This window comes from Micromonospora sp. R77 (assembly GCF_022747945.1).
Classification (GTDB): domain Bacteria; phylum Actinomycetota; class Actinomycetes; order Mycobacteriales; family Micromonosporaceae; genus Micromonospora.
Genome location: NZ_JALDST010000001.1, coordinates 850514 through 865143 on the forward strand (window position 1 = coordinate 850514; position 14630 = coordinate 865143).

The 14630-nt window shown below is 74.8% G+C and carries 19 protein-coding genes; 6 read left to right on the top strand and 13 right to left on the bottom strand.

Annotated elements, in window-relative coordinates; genetic code table 11:
* Positions 1 to 16: 16 nt before the first annotated feature.
* Positions 17 to 892 (top strand): aldo/keto reductase, encoded by an 876-nt coding sequence (locus MRQ36_RS03640; protein ID WP_242792749.1) that lies wholly within the window; start codon positions 17 to 19, stop codon positions 890 to 892.
* A 60-nt stretch (positions 893 to 952) separates the two neighbouring features.
* Here the strand turns inward: MRQ36_RS03640 and MRQ36_RS03645 are convergent, their stop codons facing one another.
* From MRQ36_RS03645 to MRQ36_RS03660, 4 genes are all read right to left on the bottom strand, one after another.
* A complete protein-coding gene (locus tag MRQ36_RS03645) occupies positions 953 to 1777 on the bottom strand; it encodes a triacylglycerol lipase (RefSeq protein WP_242792751.1) in 825 nt (274 codons plus the stop codon).
* A 218-nt stretch (positions 1778 to 1995) separates the two neighbouring features.
* Positions 1996 to 2382 (bottom strand): hypothetical protein, encoded by a 387-nt coding sequence (locus tag MRQ36_RS03650; protein WP_242792753.1) that lies wholly within the window; start codon positions 2380 to 2382, stop codon positions 1996 to 1998.
* 12 nt (positions 2383 to 2394) lie between these two features.
* Positions 2395 to 4677, bottom strand: a complete 2283-nt coding sequence (locus MRQ36_RS03655; protein WP_242792756.1) for a M48 family metalloprotease — start codon at positions 4675 to 4677, stop codon at positions 2395 to 2397.
* 437 nt (positions 4678 to 5114) lie between these two features.
* Complete coding sequence (locus tag MRQ36_RS03660; protein WP_242792758.1) at positions 5115 to 5381, bottom strand: helix-turn-helix domain-containing protein; 267 nt, start codon at positions 5379 to 5381, stop codon at positions 5115 to 5117.
* Positions 5382 to 5454: 73 nt separating this feature from the next.
* Between MRQ36_RS03660 and map the strand changes: the two genes are divergently transcribed.
* Entirely contained in the window at positions 5455 to 6252 is a 798-nt protein-coding gene (gene map, locus MRQ36_RS03665) for a type I methionyl aminopeptidase (RefSeq protein ID WP_242792760.1), read from the top strand.
* Positions 6253 to 6313: 61 nt separating this feature from the next.
* On the opposite strand, the gene MRQ36_RS03670 is transcribed toward map, so the two are convergent.
* Together MRQ36_RS03670 and MRQ36_RS03675 are read right to left on the bottom strand one after the other, a co-directional pair.
* On the bottom strand, positions 6314 to 6577 hold the full coding sequence (locus tag MRQ36_RS03670) for a DUF6244 family protein (RefSeq protein WP_242792762.1): 264 nt from the start codon (positions 6575 to 6577) through the stop codon (positions 6314 to 6316).
* Between the two features lie 81 nt (positions 6578 to 6658).
* On the bottom strand, positions 6659 to 7561 hold the full coding sequence (locus MRQ36_RS03675) for a LysR family transcriptional regulator (RefSeq protein WP_242792764.1): 903 nt from the start codon (positions 7559 to 7561) through the stop codon (positions 6659 to 6661).
* A 126-nt stretch (positions 7562 to 7687) separates the two neighbouring features.
* Here MRQ36_RS03675 and MRQ36_RS03680 point away from each other — a divergent pair, with 126 nt between their 5' ends.
* Positions 7688 to 8713: an FAD-dependent oxidoreductase gene (locus MRQ36_RS03680; RefSeq protein ID WP_242792766.1), complete on the top strand. Its 1026-nt coding sequence runs from the start codon at positions 7688 to 7690 to the stop codon at positions 8711 to 8713.
* 30 nt (positions 8714 to 8743) lie between these two features.
* Here MRQ36_RS03680 and MRQ36_RS03685 read toward each other — a convergent pair whose 3' ends face one another.
* From MRQ36_RS03685 to MRQ36_RS03695, 3 genes are all read right to left on the bottom strand, one after another.
* Positions 8744 to 9514 carry an aminoglycoside phosphotransferase family protein gene (locus MRQ36_RS03685; protein ID WP_242792769.1) on the bottom strand — a complete coding sequence of 257 codons (771 nt, stop codon included), beginning with the start codon at positions 9512 to 9514 and terminating at the stop codon, positions 8744 to 8746.
* Positions 9515 to 9653: 139 nt separating this feature from the next.
* The gene (locus MRQ36_RS03690; RefSeq protein ID WP_242792771.1) at positions 9654 to 9848 is read right to left on the bottom strand and encodes a DUF397 domain-containing protein; all 195 of its coding nucleotides are present in this window, start codon (positions 9846 to 9848) and stop codon (positions 9654 to 9656) included.
* Positions 9839 to 10606, bottom strand: coding sequence for a helix-turn-helix transcriptional regulator (locus MRQ36_RS03695; RefSeq protein ID WP_242792772.1), 768 nt, complete (start codon positions 10604 to 10606; stop codon positions 9839 to 9841). The genes MRQ36_RS03690 and MRQ36_RS03695 overlap by 10 nt, the downstream gene beginning before the upstream one ends.
* Before the next feature lie 199 nt (positions 10607 to 10805).
* Between MRQ36_RS03695 and MRQ36_RS03700 the strand changes: the two genes are divergently transcribed.
* A complete protein-coding gene (locus MRQ36_RS03700) occupies positions 10806 to 11084 on the top strand; it encodes a hypothetical protein (RefSeq protein WP_242792774.1) in 279 nt (92 codons plus the stop codon).
* Positions 11081 to 11335 (top strand): flavin reductase, encoded by a 255-nt coding sequence (locus MRQ36_RS03705; RefSeq protein WP_242792776.1) that lies wholly within the window; start codon positions 11081 to 11083, stop codon positions 11333 to 11335. Before MRQ36_RS03700 ends, MRQ36_RS03705 begins: the two co-directional genes overlap by 4 nt.
* Positions 11336 to 11437: 102 nt before the next feature.
* Here MRQ36_RS03705 and MRQ36_RS03710 read toward each other — a convergent pair whose 3' ends face one another.
* Positions 11438 to 11722 carry a hypothetical protein gene (locus tag MRQ36_RS03710; RefSeq protein ID WP_242792778.1) on the bottom strand — a complete coding sequence of 95 codons (285 nt, stop codon included), beginning with the start codon at positions 11720 to 11722 and terminating at the stop codon, positions 11438 to 11440.
* Between the two features lie 48 nt (positions 11723 to 11770).
* Between MRQ36_RS03710 and MRQ36_RS03715 the strand changes: the two genes are divergently transcribed.
* On the top strand, positions 11771 to 11965 hold the full coding sequence (locus tag MRQ36_RS03715) for a hypothetical protein (RefSeq protein ID WP_242792780.1): 195 nt from the start codon (positions 11771 to 11773) through the stop codon (positions 11963 to 11965).
* Between the two features lie 130 nt (positions 11966 to 12095).
* On the opposite strand, the gene MRQ36_RS03720 is transcribed toward MRQ36_RS03715, so the two are convergent.
* The 3 genes from MRQ36_RS03720 to MRQ36_RS03730 all read right to left on the bottom strand — a co-directional run bounded on the left by MRQ36_RS03720 (position 12096) and on the right by MRQ36_RS03730 (position 14486).
* On the bottom strand, positions 12096 to 12680 hold the full coding sequence (locus MRQ36_RS03720; protein WP_242792782.1) for a hypothetical protein: 585 nt from the start codon (positions 12678 to 12680) through the stop codon (positions 12096 to 12098).
* Positions 12566 to 13819 carry an FtsK/SpoIIIE domain-containing protein gene (locus MRQ36_RS03725; RefSeq protein ID WP_242792784.1) on the bottom strand — a complete coding sequence of 418 codons (1254 nt, stop codon included), beginning with the start codon at positions 13817 to 13819 and terminating at the stop codon, positions 12566 to 12568. Before MRQ36_RS03725 ends, MRQ36_RS03720 begins: the two co-directional genes overlap by 115 nt.
* Positions 13820 to 14054: 235 nt before the next feature.
* Entirely contained in the window at positions 14055 to 14486 is a 432-nt protein-coding gene (locus MRQ36_RS03730) for a hypothetical protein (RefSeq protein ID WP_242792786.1), read from the bottom strand.
* Between the last annotated feature and the right edge of the window lie 144 nt (positions 14487 to 14630).

Consider the following 14630-nt stretch of genomic DNA (forward strand, 5'->3'; position numbering starts at 1 on the left):
GCACAGGAGGACCGCCATGGCGACCAGTGCCAGCAGCACCCAGCCCGCGAAGGCGTCGGGTACGTACCGGATCGGCGGCGACCTGCAGGTCGACCGGCTGGGTTACGGGGCGATGCAGCTCACCGGGCCCGGGGTCTGGGGCGACCCGAAGGATCCGGCGGAGGCCGTCCGGGTGCTGCGCCGGGCGTACGAGCTGGGCGTCACGTTCATCGACACCGCCGACTCGTACGGGCCGTTCGTCTCCGAGATGCTGATCAAGGAGGCGCTGCACCCGTACGCCGACGACCTGGTCATCGCGACGAAGGCCGGGCTGACCCGCTCGGGCCCGGGCGACTGGCGGCCGGTGGGCCGCCCGGAATACCTGCGCCAGCAGTGCGAGCTGAGCCTGCGTCACCTGGGCCTGGAGGCCATCGGGCTCTATCAGCTGCACCGGATCGACGAGCAGGTGCCGCTGGCGGACCAGCTCGGTGAGCTGGCCCTGCTCAAGCAGGAGGGCAAGATCCGACACATCGGGCTGTCCGAGGTGACGGTGGAGCAGATCGAGGCGGCCCGGAAGATCACCCCGATCGTCTCGGTGCAGAACCTCTACAACCTGGCCGACCGCAGCGCCGAGGACGTGCTCGACTACTGCGCCCGCGACGACCTGGCGTTCATCCCGTGGTTCCCGATCGCCACCGGCAACCTGGCGAAGCCGGGCGGCCCGCTGGACGCGATCTCCACCGACCACGGCGCGACGCCCGCGCAGCTCGCGCTGGCCTGGCTGTTGCGCCGGTCGCCGGTCATGCTGCCCATCCCGGGTACGTCCTCGGTGGCGCACCTGGAGGAGAACGTGGCCGCCGCCGAGGTGCAGCTCACCGACGACGAGTTCGAGGCCCTCGCCAAGGCCGCCTGACCTCGCGTACGCCGGACGGCCGGCCGCCCCCGGTGGGGTGGCCGGCCGTCGGTGCGTGGTCTAGACGGCGAAGCAGTTGGGGCGGACGGTGGCGTCGGCGAGCACCTGCCGGACCGCCGAGTAGGTGGTGCCGTCGAGGACGAGGCCGAGGTGGCCGACGACCCGCAGCGGGCACCACGCCTGGATGAGCACGTTGGTCGCGCCGTCGGCGAGGACCGCGTTGTCGACCGGGCGGACCAGCTCGTCCTGCCAGGTCCGGATGGTGCTCCAGCGCACCGTTCCGGGGGTGTCGTCGCCGCCGTTCAGGTCGCCGAGGAAGCTGGACCCGATGGACATCTGCTGGCAGGCGGGGATGCCGGCGCAGCTGCCCAGGCCGACGAACTTGAGGATGTTGGCGACGTAGGTGCCGTACTGCGGGCTGCCGAGGCTGAGGTAGTGGTCGACCTTGGCCCCGCCGCCGAGGAACTTGACGTACCAGCGGGAGACGAGGCCGCCCTCGGAGTGGGTGACCAGGTCCACCTTGGCCGCGCCGGTGCTGGCCCGGACCTGGTCCACGTAGGACGACAGCGCCTTGGCGGACTCGCGGATGTCGCCGAAGCCGAGGTTGGGCAGTTGGTAGATCCAGACCCGGTAGCCGTCGGCGCGCAGCCGGGCGGCGATCGGCTCGTAGGCGATGGAGACGCCGATCAGGCCGCCGACGACGATGACGGGGTTGGCGTCCGCGGCGGCGGCGAGTGCCGTGTCGGCGGTGGCGGCGGCGTCGGGCGGGGCGGCGGTGCTGGTGGCGGTGCGGTCGGCGGTGCGGTCGGCGGCCTGGGCGGCGGTGGCCGGTACGAGCAGGGCGGCGACGACGCCGGTGGCGGCGAGGATCGTTCGGAGCAGCATGGCTGCACCTCCGGTGGGAGGTACCCGGGGGGCCCGGGACGGGGCGGGTGGGGGATCCGATCGATCGGTGGCACGATCATGCGTGGTGCGTTTCACACCCGTCAATGAAAAGTTACGCGCGGGTAACAAGAAGTCGCGCGGTATGCGTCTTCCGGCATACCGGGCGGACGGCGCGGGGCCGGGCGCGTCCCCGCCCGACCCCCGCGCTGACCTGCGACTCAGGCCGCCCCGTCGGCCCCGTTCCCGCCCGCCTCGCGCAGCGCCCGGGTGGCCTGCGCCAGCAGCGCCGCCGGATCGGTCCGGCCGTTGACCTGGAGTTCCACCTCGCCGTCGGCGCTCTGCACCCGGATGCTCACCTCGGTACGCTGCTGATCCACCCAGCTCTGCACCAGGTTGAACAGTCCGGGCAGCAGGCCCTGCGCCACCACCGCGATGATCACCGCGTCGCTGAAGCCGGGGCGACCGCCGGTGGCGGCCGGGTCCCGCACCGTGGCCCGGAACTCCGGCCGTCGGTGCAGCCAGGGCAGCAGCCCGACCTGGACCGGTCGGGTGACGCGGGGGGTCAGCACCAGCCGGACGGGCCGGCCGGGGGACGGATCGGTCACTCGGTTCTCCACTCACTCGTCGCCGGGCAGGAAGGTCAGCGTGCCGTCGACCACCGACAGCACCCCGCTGACGCCGAAGGTCTCGTCGTCGGTGAACGGCGTGCTGCCACCGAAGTAGTCGGTGGTGGTGCCGGTCGCCCGGGCCGACCCCTGGGCGTCGTAGGGCGTCGCCACCCGGGCCGTGGTGGGCCCGGTCAGGGTCAGCTCGATCGTCGGGTACTCGGTGATCTTCCAGGCGATCTTCTTCACCGTGCTGCCGTTGTAGTAGCGGAACGGGCAGCCCTCCGGCGCGGCGACCCGCTTCGCGGCGCAGCCGTCCAGGTAGCGCCGCACGCTCTCCTCCGCGGTCCGCCGGGCGTCCGGCGTGAGCGTCGGGACCAGCTCCGCGCTCCCCACGCTCTCCTGCCCGGGTACGACCACCACCGGCTGCGCCGGCGTCTCGCTGAGCGCGTTGCGCCGACCGTCCACCGTGTACGCCCCGGGCAGCAGCGGCACGCTGACGCCCGCGTCCCCGCCGGCCGGCACCGCAACCCCGTTGACGGTCAGACCGGGCTGCCCGTCGGGGAGCTGGAACGTCGCGGGCCCGGCGACGATGCGCCACTCGTGGAACAGCCCGAGGGTCGCCGACTCCTGGCGTTCCAGCGGCAGCTCGGCATCGAGCCGCCGGCCGGCCAGCTGGAAGGAGACCTTGGCGACGGCCTTGTCGCCGGTGCGGTCGATCGACCGCACGTCCACGTCGGTGGGTGGCTGGTAGCCCTTCGCCTCGACCATCCGGGCGAGCAGGTCGTCCGCCCCGGCCGCCGCCCGGGCACCCGGGGTGAGCTGTTCCAGCGCGGCCCGCGCGTCGTGGTCGGCGAGCGCCTCGAAGTAGCTGTCGACCACCGCCCCGGGGCGGAACAGCGCCCACTGCGCCACCCCGAGCACCCCGGTGCCGACGCAGCAGACCAGCATCACCACGCCCGCCACCAGCCAGGACCGCGGGGTGCCGAGCCCGCCGGGCGGGCCGAACAGCTGCGCGGCGGTGACCGGGGCGACCGGCTCACCGGCGTCGGCCGGGTCGTCGGCGTGGGCCCGGTCGTCGGCGTGCACCGGGTCCGGGGCGGCGGCCAGCCGGTCCAGCCGGTCCAGCCGCAGCTCCGACGGGGGGTGGGTGGCGCAGACCGCCTCGTCCCAGCCGCTGCGACCGCTCTCGAACGACTTGCGCCGCTCCAGCATGTCCCGCATGCCCCGGGTGTGCCCGGCGAGTACGGCACCGGCGTCGGCGCGGTACTCGGCGGCGCGGACGTCCCGGGAGTGCAGCGGCAGCACCACGTACTTCATGGTGAGCAGCACCGGCCAGAATACGACGAACACCACGAAGTTGGTGGCCGGGTGCGGGAAGGTCCGCATCAGCCAGGTGGGCACCGCGTGCACCAGCACCAGCGGCAGCGCGACGCCCCGGACGAAGGCGCTGGTCACCTCGTCCCCGGTGCGCCAGTGCACCAGCTCGTGGCTGAGCAGCGCGGCGACGTCCTCGTCGGACTCGGTGAGCAGGCTGGTGGTGACCACCACGTGCCGGGCGTACGCGCGGGCGTTGGTCAGCACCGGGTCGTCCTCGATGAGCAGCCGGGGCACGCCCGGCAGGCCGAGGCGGCGCGCGCACTCGTGCAGGATCGGCCGGAGCCGCTCGGCCTCGCGGCGGCTGAGCCGGCGCGCCCCGGAGACGGCGAGCAGCCGGGGCTCCAGCAGCACCCGGTAGAGGGTGTAGAGCACGCCGGTCAGCACGGCGGCGGCGACCACTCCGGCGAGGCCGGTCAGCAGGTTGGCCGGTTCGTCGAAGGCGTCCCGCCAGGGCAGCACGAGCACGGCCAGGATGCCGCCCAGGAAGCCCGCGACGAAGAAGAGGAAGCCGCCGACGAGACCGCCGGACCGGTTCAGGAAGGCGTCGAGCAGCGCGCCGACCAGGGGCGCGTCGCGCAGCTCGGGCGGGACGGCGTCGCTGAGCCGGGTGCCGCCGAGGAAGAGGCCGGTGCCGCCCAGGAGGAGCCCGCCCCAGACCGCCGCGAGCAGCGCGACCGGCAGGTAGAACCAGGTGGCCACGAACGCGCCCAGCACGCCCCGCCAGTCCCGCAGGATGCCGGCGCGCAGCCACACCCAGGCGTTCGGATAGCCGGGGGGACGGTCCGCGAAGCCGGTGCGGCTGCCGTGGTGCGGCGGGTCGCCGACGTGGGCGTCCGGATCGGCGGCCGGGCCGGGTCCGGGCTGCGGTTCCTCGACCGCCGGTCGCACCTGCGGATCGGGGTGCGGATCGCTCACGGAGGGCTCCTCGGCTCGGTCGCCGCCCGGCGGTGGACGGCACGGTGCACGGGCACGGCGAATCGGACGGGCGGCGGTGCCGACCGTCGGAGAACGTGCGCAGGGAACGGGGGTCGAACTCCGGTTCACCGAATTCGACGTCGGGGGACATTACCGTCAGCGAATGGATCACGCCAGTGCGTTCCGGCCCGTGGCCGGTTTGCCGGAGGCAGATCCGCTGGTGCGGGGCGGACTGTCGGATAACCGTCTCGCCGCGCGGGCCGCAGGGGGCATGCCGTCGGCGGCCCCGGACCTCACCCCGGCAGGCCGGTACGGATCGGCAGGCGGACTGCCCGGCATGCGCCCGGGCGGCCGTCAGGACGCCTGGCGTGCGGGCCGTTCGTCAGGACGCGTGCGCGCCCGGCCGGTCGCAGGACGCCAGGCGGACGGGGCGGTCGTCAGGACGCCTGGCGGACGGGCCGGTCGGCCAGCCAGACGTCGGCCAGGTCGCCGAGGGGCACGCCGAGGGCCTGACTGAGGCAGACCACGGTGCCGAACGCCGGTGCGGGCAGCCGGCCCGCCTCGATCTTGCGCAGCGTCTCCGGGGAGATGCCGGCCGCCAGGGCCACCTCGGTGAGGCTGCGGCCGGCCCGCGCGGCGCGGAGGGCGACGCCGAGGCGCTGACCTGCGGCGATCTGCGCGGGGGTGAGTGGTTGGCGCACCATGCCAGCAGGATAGCCCGTCGGCGCCGCTCGGCGGACGTGGTATAAAAATACCGCATCGGAGAGGGAGGCTGTCATGATCGAACTGAAGTCCACCGAGGAGATCGACCGGATGGCGGTGGCCGGCCGGTTCGTCGGTGAACTGCTCGCCGAGCTGACCGGGGTCGCCGCCGTCGGCGTCAACCTGATGGACCTGGAACATCACGCCCGCCGCCGGATCGCCGAGCGTGGCGCCGAATCCTGCTACTGGGACTACGCCCCGTCGTTCGGCCGCGGCCCGTTCCGCAACGTGCTCTGCCTGTCGGTCAACGACGCGGTGCTGCACGGCCTGCCGCACGACTACGTGCTGCGCGACGGTGATCTGCTCAGCATCGACATGGCGGTCGGCATCGACGGCTGGGTCGCCGACTCCGCACTGTCGGTCGTCGTCGGCACCCCCGACCCGGCCGACCTGAAGCTGATCGAGGCCACCGAGGTCGCCCTGGCCGCCGCCATCGCCGCCGCCCAGCCCGGCGGCCGGCTCGGCGACATCTCCGCCGCGATCGGCGAGGTCGCCCACTCCTACGGCTACGGCGTCAACGCCGAGTTCGGCGGCCACGGCATCGGCCGCACCATGCACGAGGACCCGCACGTGTCCAACTCCGGGCGCACCGGCCGGGGCATGAAACTCCACCCCGGCCTCACCATCGCCATCGAGCCGTGGTTCTGCCGGACCACCGACAAGATCCGGGTGGACGAGGACGGCTGGACGATCCGCTCCGCCGACGGCTCCCGCACCGCCCACTCCGAACACACCGTCGCCATCACGGCCGCCGGCCCGCAGGTGCTGACCGGCCGCCCGGGCTCGGCCGACGGGCAACCCACCGCCGCCTGAGTCGGCCCTCCCGGCCGGCCCACGCCGTGGTCGAGCAGGCGCGGCGCGGGTCGGTGGCGGGTCAACTGCCCAGGGCCTGCACCTTGGCGATGGTCTCCTGGACGTGCTGCTTCGCGGGTTCGCCGCCCTGCACGGCCTGGTTGAGCGCCTGCCGGTAGCCGTCGATCACCCCGATCAGCGGTCCCGCCGCGACCCCTTCGAGGGCCCCGGCGACCAGTGCCCGCGCCTCGGCGGCGTCCTGCGCGGCGGCGGCCGTCTTGGCCTTCGCCTCGTCCAGCTTCTGGGCCGCCGCCGCCAGCCTCGCGATGATCTGCGCCGCGCTCACGCGCCCTCCCCCGGTCGTCCACTCCGGCCAGAGCAGGCCGACGCAGAGATCCTGACACGGAACGGCACCGGCGGGCACCTGTCAGTCGGGGTCGAGCAGGGCGACGAGGCGGCGTACGGCCGGGTTGGTGGTGTCGTGCCGCCAGGCCAGGGCGATGTCGACGGTCGGGACGGGGGCGGTGAAGCGACGCAGGCGTACCCCGGGCACCTTCAGGGCGCGGGCGCGGCCGGCCGGCACGGCCGCGACCACGTCGCCACCGGCCACCGCGCGCAGCAACTGCTCGTCGTCGGGCTCCTGCCGGACCAGGTGGAACCCGCCGTCGGGCCAGACCTGGGCGATGGTCCGGTCGAACATGCCGGGGCCGTTCTCCCGGGGCCACATCACCGCGGGCAGGCCGACCACCTCGGTCCGGTGCACCCGCCGCCGGCCGGCGGCGAGCGGGTGCCCCGCCGGCACCGCCAGCAGCAGTTCCTCGGCGTCGACGGTCCGGCAGGTCAGGCCGGGCTCCGGCACCGGCGGGCGGACGAAGGCCACGTCCAGGCGGCCGGCGAGCAGCCCGGCGACGTTCGGCGCGGTCCAGCCCGTCTCGGCGACCAGCTCCACCTCCGGATGCCGCTCCCGGAAGCGGGCGACCAGCGCGTCGACCCGACCACCCCGGGCCGAGCGGGTGTACGCGAGCCGCAGCCGACCCCCGCGTCCACCGACCAGGTCGCGGATCCGGGCGGTGGCGGCGTCCACGTCGGCGAGCAGCCGGCGGGCCTCGGCGGCGACCTGCTCCCCCACCCCGGTCAGCGCGCAGCCGTGGCTGTCGCGGTGCAGCAGCGGCACCCCGAGCTGCCGTTCCAGCGCCCGGATCTGCTGGCTGAGCGCCGGTTGGGCGATCCGCAGCCGGGCGGCGGCGCGGGTGAAGTGCAGTTCCTCGGCGAGCACCACGAAGTACCGCCACCGGCGCAGGTCGTCCCGGCCGGGATCGGACGCAGCCATGCGGCGAGCATAAGCCCGGCTTATCGCCACCGACGGATTCCGTCTTGGACGCCGGCCGCCCGGCGGCGACACGCTCGGAGTCCGGCCGCCCGCTCCGGGGCGGCCCCGGAGGTGGGGAGACCGGCGATGCGCAGACGAGCGGACGTGCTGGTGGTGGGGGGCGGAATCATCGGGCTGACGGCGGCGGTGCGGCTGCGGGAACGGGGTGCCCGGGTCGACCTGCTCGCCGCCGACGACCCGGCGGAGACCGTGTCGGCGGTGGCCGCCGCGGTCTGGTATCCCACCCACACCGAGGCGGACCCCCGGGTGCTGCGCTGGGCCACCGACACCCACACCGAGCTGACCCGGCAGGCGGCGGCCGGCGTGCCCGGGGTGGTGGCCCGACCGACCCGGATGCTGCTGCGCCGCCCGTGGGACGGCCCGCCGTGGTGGGCGGCGGCGACCGGCGACCTGACCGTCCGACCCGGCGAGGCACCCTGGGCGGCCGAGCTGCGGTTCACCGCGCCCACCGTGGAGATGCTGCCCTACCTGGGCTGGCTGCGGGACCGGTTCACCAGCGCCGGTGGCCGGGTGCTGCGTGACCGGCTGGCCCGGCTCACCGACGGCTTCGCGCTGGCCCGGACGGTGGTCAACGCCACCGGCCTGGCCGCCGGCCGGCTCGCCGACGACCCGGCCGTGCACCCGGTACGCGGACAGCTCGTGCTGGTCGCCAACCCGGGCCTGACCACCTCGGTCCGCGACGAGGAGAACCCGGCGGGCATCACCTACGTGCACCCGCGCCGGCACGACGTGGTGCTCGGCGGCACCTTCGAGGCCGGCGAGTGGGACACCCGACCCGATCCGGGCGTGTCGGCGGCGATCCGGGCCCGCTGCGTGGCGCTGGTGCCGGAGCTGGCCGACGCGCCGGTGCGCGGCGAGCGGGTCGGACTGCGGCCGGCCCGGCACGGCGGGCTCCCGGGTCGAGGCGGTGGCCGGGGACGCGCCGGGGCGGCGGCTGGTGCACGCGTACGGGCACGGGGGCGCGGGCGTCACGCTGGCCTGGGGCTGCGCCGACGAGGTGGCGATGCTCGCGCTCGACGGGGCGAGTCTCGATCGCTGATCGTCGTCCGGGACTGTCAGCCGCACCGTGCGGGCCCACGGCTTCGCCCGTAGGCACCTCCCGCAGTCGGTCATGAGGGTAGGTCACTCGAAGAGGTGCCGATGGCTGCTGCTCCAACGGATCCGTGCAGCTACCTCGTCAAGGACGCCGGAATCCTGCCATGCCGCCTGCGGTTGCCGCCCTTCGGCCGCCAATCGCCCGGCCCGCTGCCACACGGCCCGCTGCTGGGCGATGACCTCGTCGACGAGACCGGTGGTCGTCGCGAGCCCGTACGCCTCGGCGAATCGCTCGATCCGCTGCCGCCGGTTCGGCGGGGTGGAATACCGCAACGACTGGAGGCAGGCGCTGTCGTCCCGGAACGGTGCCACGTACTCCAAGGCGTAGGCGACATCGTGAATGGGCGGGGCCGGCCAGGCGTAGTCCCAATCCAGGATGCCCACGGGCTGGGTGCCCCGCCACACCAGGTTCCACGGCCCGAAGTCACCGTGACACACCAACTCGCCCGCACCCATGGTGCCGGCGCAGGCAGCCCACCCGGCCTCCGCAGTGGGACGGAAGCCCCGCACCGCCTCGTGGTAGTCCCGCAGGAGACGTGCCATCGCCACCAGGCCAGCGTCCTCGACGACCTTCGCCCACGCGGCACCACCGGACTCACCCTCGATGTAGGTGAGCACCTCGCGACCCTCGGCATCGATGCCGAGCAGCCGGGGAGCGTACGGGAAACCCACGCTCTCCAGATGCCGCAGCAGCTCATGGATGGTCGGCGACCAGGGGTGCAGAGGACGGCGCACGGTGTCACCCACGCGTACGACCCGGCGATGCGGATCGTCCTGAAGGACCTCATGATCCGTCATGTTCGGGACGATACGGGATGGCGGCCGGCCCTTTCCCCGCGGCGACGCATGCCCTCGGGCTCAGCCGGCACAGGATCGGCCGGACGATCTGCGGGCTCGCAGCGACCTGAAGGAGCCGCCGCTCCGACGAGGGAGCGGGTCAGGGGCGCCGGCCGGGCAGCCGGGTGACGAAGGTCCGCCAGGCGTCGGGGGTGAAGGTCAGGGCCGGGCCGGTCGGGTCCTTGGAGTCGCGGACCCCGACCACCCCGGGCAGGTTGTCGGCGACCTCGACACAGTTGCCGCCGTTGCCGCTGCTGCGGCTGCTCTTGCGCCACCGCGCGCCGATCAACTCCATGTCTGCGCCACTTCCCCGAGAAGGTCGACTGACTGCCGGTGGGAGAGCGCCTCGCCGCGCACGTTCTCCCACGCCGTCATCATGGCCGCGAGGTCGTCGGGATCGCTAGCCACTTGCCCCTGCAACTGATTGTCCAGATAGCCGGCGACCCGGTGGTCCGGCAGGGTCGCGATCACGAACGGCCCGTTCAGTCCGGCGTAGACGCCCACGGTGGACGGCACGACGTGGACCCGGATGTGCGGCTCGGCGCAGGCGTCCACCAGGGCCTTTACCTGCTCACGCATGGTGTCCCGACCACCCACCGGCCGGCGCAGCACCCCCTCGTCGACGACGGCGGTGAACTGCGGCGGATCGTCCCGGCGCAACACGCCCTGCCGGGCGAGGCGGGCGGCAAGGTGACGCTCCACATCACCGCGCGGAATCAGGCCACCTCCGTCAAGCACGGCCCGCGCATACGCCTCGGTCTGAAGCAGGCCCGGCAGTACCAGCGGCTCAAAGGACCGCAGCGACACCGCCTCGCGCTCGATCTCCTGCCAGGGACGGAACCAGACCGGCTCACGACGTCTCGAAGTGTCCGGCCAGATGTCCGACACGTCCCGCCGCAGCACCTCGGCCGCCGACACCCGGTGCCGTCCGTGCGGGATCCGCCCCTCGCTGAGCCACCGCCCCACGGTCTTCGGGTCCACCCCCACCCGCTCCGCGAGGGCCTCTGTGGTGAGCCCGGTCTCGTGCAGCGCCACCCGTAACGCGTCGTTCACGGCTCCTCCGTGGGATGTCTGAAATATCCGCCGACCATATCGCTACGCGGTGTATCTGACCAGTGACAGGCGGAAATCTTGCCCACAGAGGACGGCGCGGCCGGTGGAGGCGGAGCCCGGCGGTCGCGTCCTGTCGGGGGCCGCCCCGGACGCTCACCCCGGGCGGCCCCTCCCGACCACTGACGAACAGGGGGACGCGGTGCCCGAGACGACCCGGCGAATCAGGGCCGGTGAGCTGCTGCTGCTGACCCGCGAGGCGTCCCCGCAGTTCACCGTCCCGATCCGGGTCCGGGTCGTGCGCGAACTGACCGACCGGCACCCGCCCTACGGCTGGACGTGGATCGAGGTCTACCAGCTCGGCCGGGCGGGTCAGGCGGTCGCCAAGCGGGAACTGTTCGTCCTCCGTGACGGCCTGCGCCGGCTGCCCGATCCCACCCCGAGCGCGCCGGCCCGCAGGCGGGCGGGAGCCACCCGGTGACGGCCCTCCCCCAACGCCGCGAGCACACCGCCCTGCCGCCGACCTGGCTGTGCCGCGCCTGCGCACACCCGTGGCCGTGCGGGCCGGCGCGGCTGTCCCTGTTGCGCGAGTACGGCCACGACCGGGTGGGCCTGCTGGTCCATCTGGCGTCGCTGATGACGGTCGCCCGGGAGCACCTGGCCGACCTCGACCAGGGCACCGCTCCGCGCCTGAAGGACCGCTTCCTGGGCTGGGTCCGGGCCGCCACATAGCCGAATCCGCCGGGCGATCGACTTCCGTTGCGGAGATCTTGGAAGGAAACGGTCCCCTGAGGGCCCGAAGTTTCCAAGATCCAGGAAGAGTGCCCCCCACGGTCAGCGGAGGAGGCGGAAAGCCAGAAGGTAGGCGCAGTAGAGGGTCGGGGAGAGCAGGGCGCAGAGCACGAAGCCGAGCGGGACGTACCGGGGCGTCGGCACGGGACCGTCGATCACCGGGCTGCCCCAGCGGCCGAGGATCAGATAGCCGGCGAGGAACCCGGCGACCGGCACGCCGGTGCACATCGCGGCGAGCACCAGGCCCAGGCCGAGCGCCTGGGTCGCCGGGGAGACCGCCGCGAAGAGCAGCAGCACGCCGCCCGCGAGGGCGCAGGCCGCGTACACGGCGACCGCCCGGGCCTGCGGCGACCAGGTGGGCAGCAGCGCGGGCCGGTGCGCGAGCGCCTCGGCCTGCTGCCCGTGCCGGTCGGCGGAGTCGGCGAGCTGCCCGGCCGCCGCCAGCTCCCCGCCGGGTCGTCCGCCCGGTCATCCGGGGGTACGGCGGGTGCGGCGGGCCGCTCGGTGGCGTCGACGCCGATGGCCCGGCCGAGCTGGTCGAGGCGCTGGCCCTGGGCGGTGAGCCGCTGACCGAGCTGCTCGACGGCGGTGTGCAGGGTGCGGCGGCGTTCCGTCTCGGCGGCGACGGCCTGCTCCCCGCCGCGCCGCCGGGTGGAGAGCTCCCGGGCGACGGCCGCGTACTCGTCGAATCCGGCCACCGTCACTCCTGCTCGTCCGGGTCGTCAACGAAGGGCACGATCAGGCTGGTCCGCTGCTCGTGCCGGTCCACCAGCAGGGCGCGGCCGGCGCGCGGGGTGTAGCTCAGGTCGTGCACGCCCAGGTGCAGGCCGAGGTCGTTGCCGGGCACGTTCAGCGCGACCAGGCAGGCCACGTCGTCGCGGTGCTGGGTGCCGCCGAGGTCCTCGCCGAGCCGGCGCAGCCCGCGCCACCAGCCGAGCAGGTGCACCCCGTGCCCGGGGCCCAGCCGCAGCAGGGCCCGCAGGTCGTCGTGCCCGGAACGGAAGGTGACCGGGTCGGCGGCGGCCAGGGTGGCGGAGGCCGCGTCCACCCCGAAGACCACCAGATAGGTCCGGTCCTCGGCGTCCACGTTCGGGGTGGCGAGCAGGGGGATGCGGTCGCGCAGGGCGGCGGCGTCGAGGCGTTCGACCCGGTGGCCGGCGGCGGCCAGGGTCATCGCCAGGTCGTCGGCGCGGCCGACCGTGCCGGGGGCGAGCGGGGCGAGCAGGAACCGGGCGGTGCCCTTGACGTGCTGCCGGGCCAGGGCGAGGGTGGCCGCCCGCAGCACGCCGACGCCGGAGTCGTCCGTGCCGACCACGGCGAGGTGCCGGCCGGGGTGGCGTCCAGGCGGAACCCGGCGGGGCTGCCGGCCACGTCGACCGTCCGGCCGACCAGCGCGAGCGGCGGGTCGGTGCCGGGCCGCAGCGCGGTCCAGGTCGGATCGTCGGCCAGCCGGGGCGTCTCGTACCCCCGGAAGACGGTGGGGGGTCGCGCGCCCGCCGGCCGGGCCGCCCACAGGTCGTGGCGCAGCGTCGCCAGGTCCTTGGCGGCGGCGTGCGCGTCGGGGAAGCGGACCTCGGTGTTCGCGCCGGCCACCCCGCCTGCGGTGTTCACGACGGCGGCACCGACCGTGAGGGTCTTCGCGGCGTCGTTGAGCGGGTCCAGCACGCCGCTGCCGCCGGGCAGCGCGATCCGCAGCGGGAACTGGCCGAAGATCGCCTCGGCCCGGCCGTAGAGGGCCTCGATGCCGGTGGTGCTCTGGCTGGCCAGCACCAGGTGCAGGCCGTACGAGCGGCCCTTGCGGGCCAACTCCTCCAGCAGGTCGACGGCCTGCCGGGCGAGCGCGTCGTTGCCGGCCAGCAGCACGTGGAACTCGTCGACCACGGTGACGACCCGGGGCGGCCGGGCGTTCGGGGGCAGGTCGGCGAGCTTGGTGACGCCGTGCCGCTTGAGCAGGCCGGCCCGCCGGGTCAGCTCCTCGCGCAGGTCACGCAGCACGGCCACGCCGTACTCCCGGTCGGACTCGATGCCGACGGCGCGGGCGTGCGGCAACCAGGACGGGTCACGCTCGGTGGGGACGAACTCGGTGAAGCTCACCCCCTCCTTGAAGTCGAGCAGGTGCAGCTGGAGTTCGGTGGGGGCATAGCGGGCGGCGAGGCCGTAGAGCACGTCGAGCAGCAGCACCGTCTTGCCGGCCCCGGTCCGGCCGCCGACCAGCCAGTGCGGGGTGGCGTCGTCGAAGGCGACGCTGACGGATTGCCGTCCGGACCGGCCGAGGACGGTACGCAGGCCGGTGGCCGACGACTCGGTCCAGTGCCGCTCGGGCAGCAGGTCGGCGAAGCGCACCGCCTCGGCCCGTCGGGTGGCGGCGGCGAGGCGGGCACCGAGGGCGGCGACCGTGCCGGCGGGCGGGTCGACGGCGAGCACGACGGCGGCGGCCAGCCCGCTGCCGTCGACGCTGAACGGCTGCCCGGGCGGGTCGCCGACCAGCGCGTACTGCTCGTTGAGGCGCAGCTGGGTGGTGGCGCCCAGCGGCGGCGCGCCCGCCGGACCGGCCGGCGGGTGACCGGCGAGCAGGACGCAGACCGCCGCGGCCGGGCCGGCGTGGGTGAGCGCGGCCAGCCGGGCCAGCTCCTGGGCGGCGGGGCCGACGCGGCCACGATCAGCAGCAGCTCCTGACCGGCCGCACCGGCGTGCTGGGCGGTACGGGCGTGCCGTTCCGCCTCGTCCAGCAGCGCCGCACCTCGGCGGCGGTGGTGGCCGCCGGGGCGAGCACGCCGGCGTCCAGCAGTGGGCGCAACGGCAGGAAGGCGGCCCCGAAGGCAGCCGGGTCGATCCCGGCGACCCGGACCGTGCCGGCCGGCGCGGCGGCGAGCAGCGCGACGACCAGCGCGCGCAGCAGCTCACCGACCCGGGGGTCGCGGGCGTCGACGTCCACCGCGAGGTGGGTGCCACCGGCCAGCGGCACCAGCACCGGGAACCCGCCGTCCAGGGTGGTCGCCTCGCCGATCCGCACCGGCACCGGAGCGGCGGTCAGGTCGGCGGTGCCGGCGCTGCCGGCCAGCTCGGTGCCGAGCCGGGCCAGCCGGGCCACCAGCTCGGGACTGCCCGGGGCGGTCGGACCGGCGGCGGCGAGCGCCTGCCGGGCCCGCTGCCAGCGCCGCAGCGCCCGCGGTGCGCGGCGACCGCCTGCCCGTACGCCGTCGCGAGCCTGCCCACCCTCTGCCCCTCCGACGCC

Excerpts from the sequence above, each read along its gene's own strand:
- MRQ36_RS03675 (WP_242792764.1), bottom strand. The coding sequence starts at position 7,561 with ATGGCTGCGTCCGATCCCGGCCGGGACGACCTGCGCCGGTGGCGGTAC.
- MRQ36_RS03645 (WP_242792751.1), bottom strand. The coding sequence starts at position 1,777 with ATGCTGCTCCGAACGATCCTCGCCGCCACCGGCGTCGTCGCCGCCCTG.
- MRQ36_RS03660 (WP_242792758.1), bottom strand. The coding sequence starts at position 5,381 with ATGGTGCGCCAACCACTCACCCCCGCGCAGATCGCCGCAGGTCAGCGC.
- MRQ36_RS03690 (WP_242792771.1), bottom strand. The coding sequence starts at position 9,848 with ATGGAGTTGATCGGCGCGCGGTGGCGCAAGAGCAGCCGCAGCAGCGGC.
- MRQ36_RS03685 (WP_242792769.1), bottom strand. The coding sequence starts at position 9,514 with ATGACGGATCATGAGGTCCTTCAGGACGATCCGCATCGCCGGGTCGTA.
- map (WP_242792760.1), top strand. The coding sequence starts at position 5,455 with ATGATCGAACTGAAGTCCACCGAGGAGATCGACCGGATGGCGGTGGCC.
- MRQ36_RS03640 (WP_242792749.1), top strand. The coding sequence starts at position 17 with ATGGCGACCAGTGCCAGCAGCACCCAGCCCGCGAAGGCGTCGGGTACG.
- MRQ36_RS03680 (WP_242792766.1), top strand. The coding sequence starts at position 7,688 with ATGCGCAGACGAGCGGACGTGCTGGTGGTGGGGGGCGGAATCATCGGG.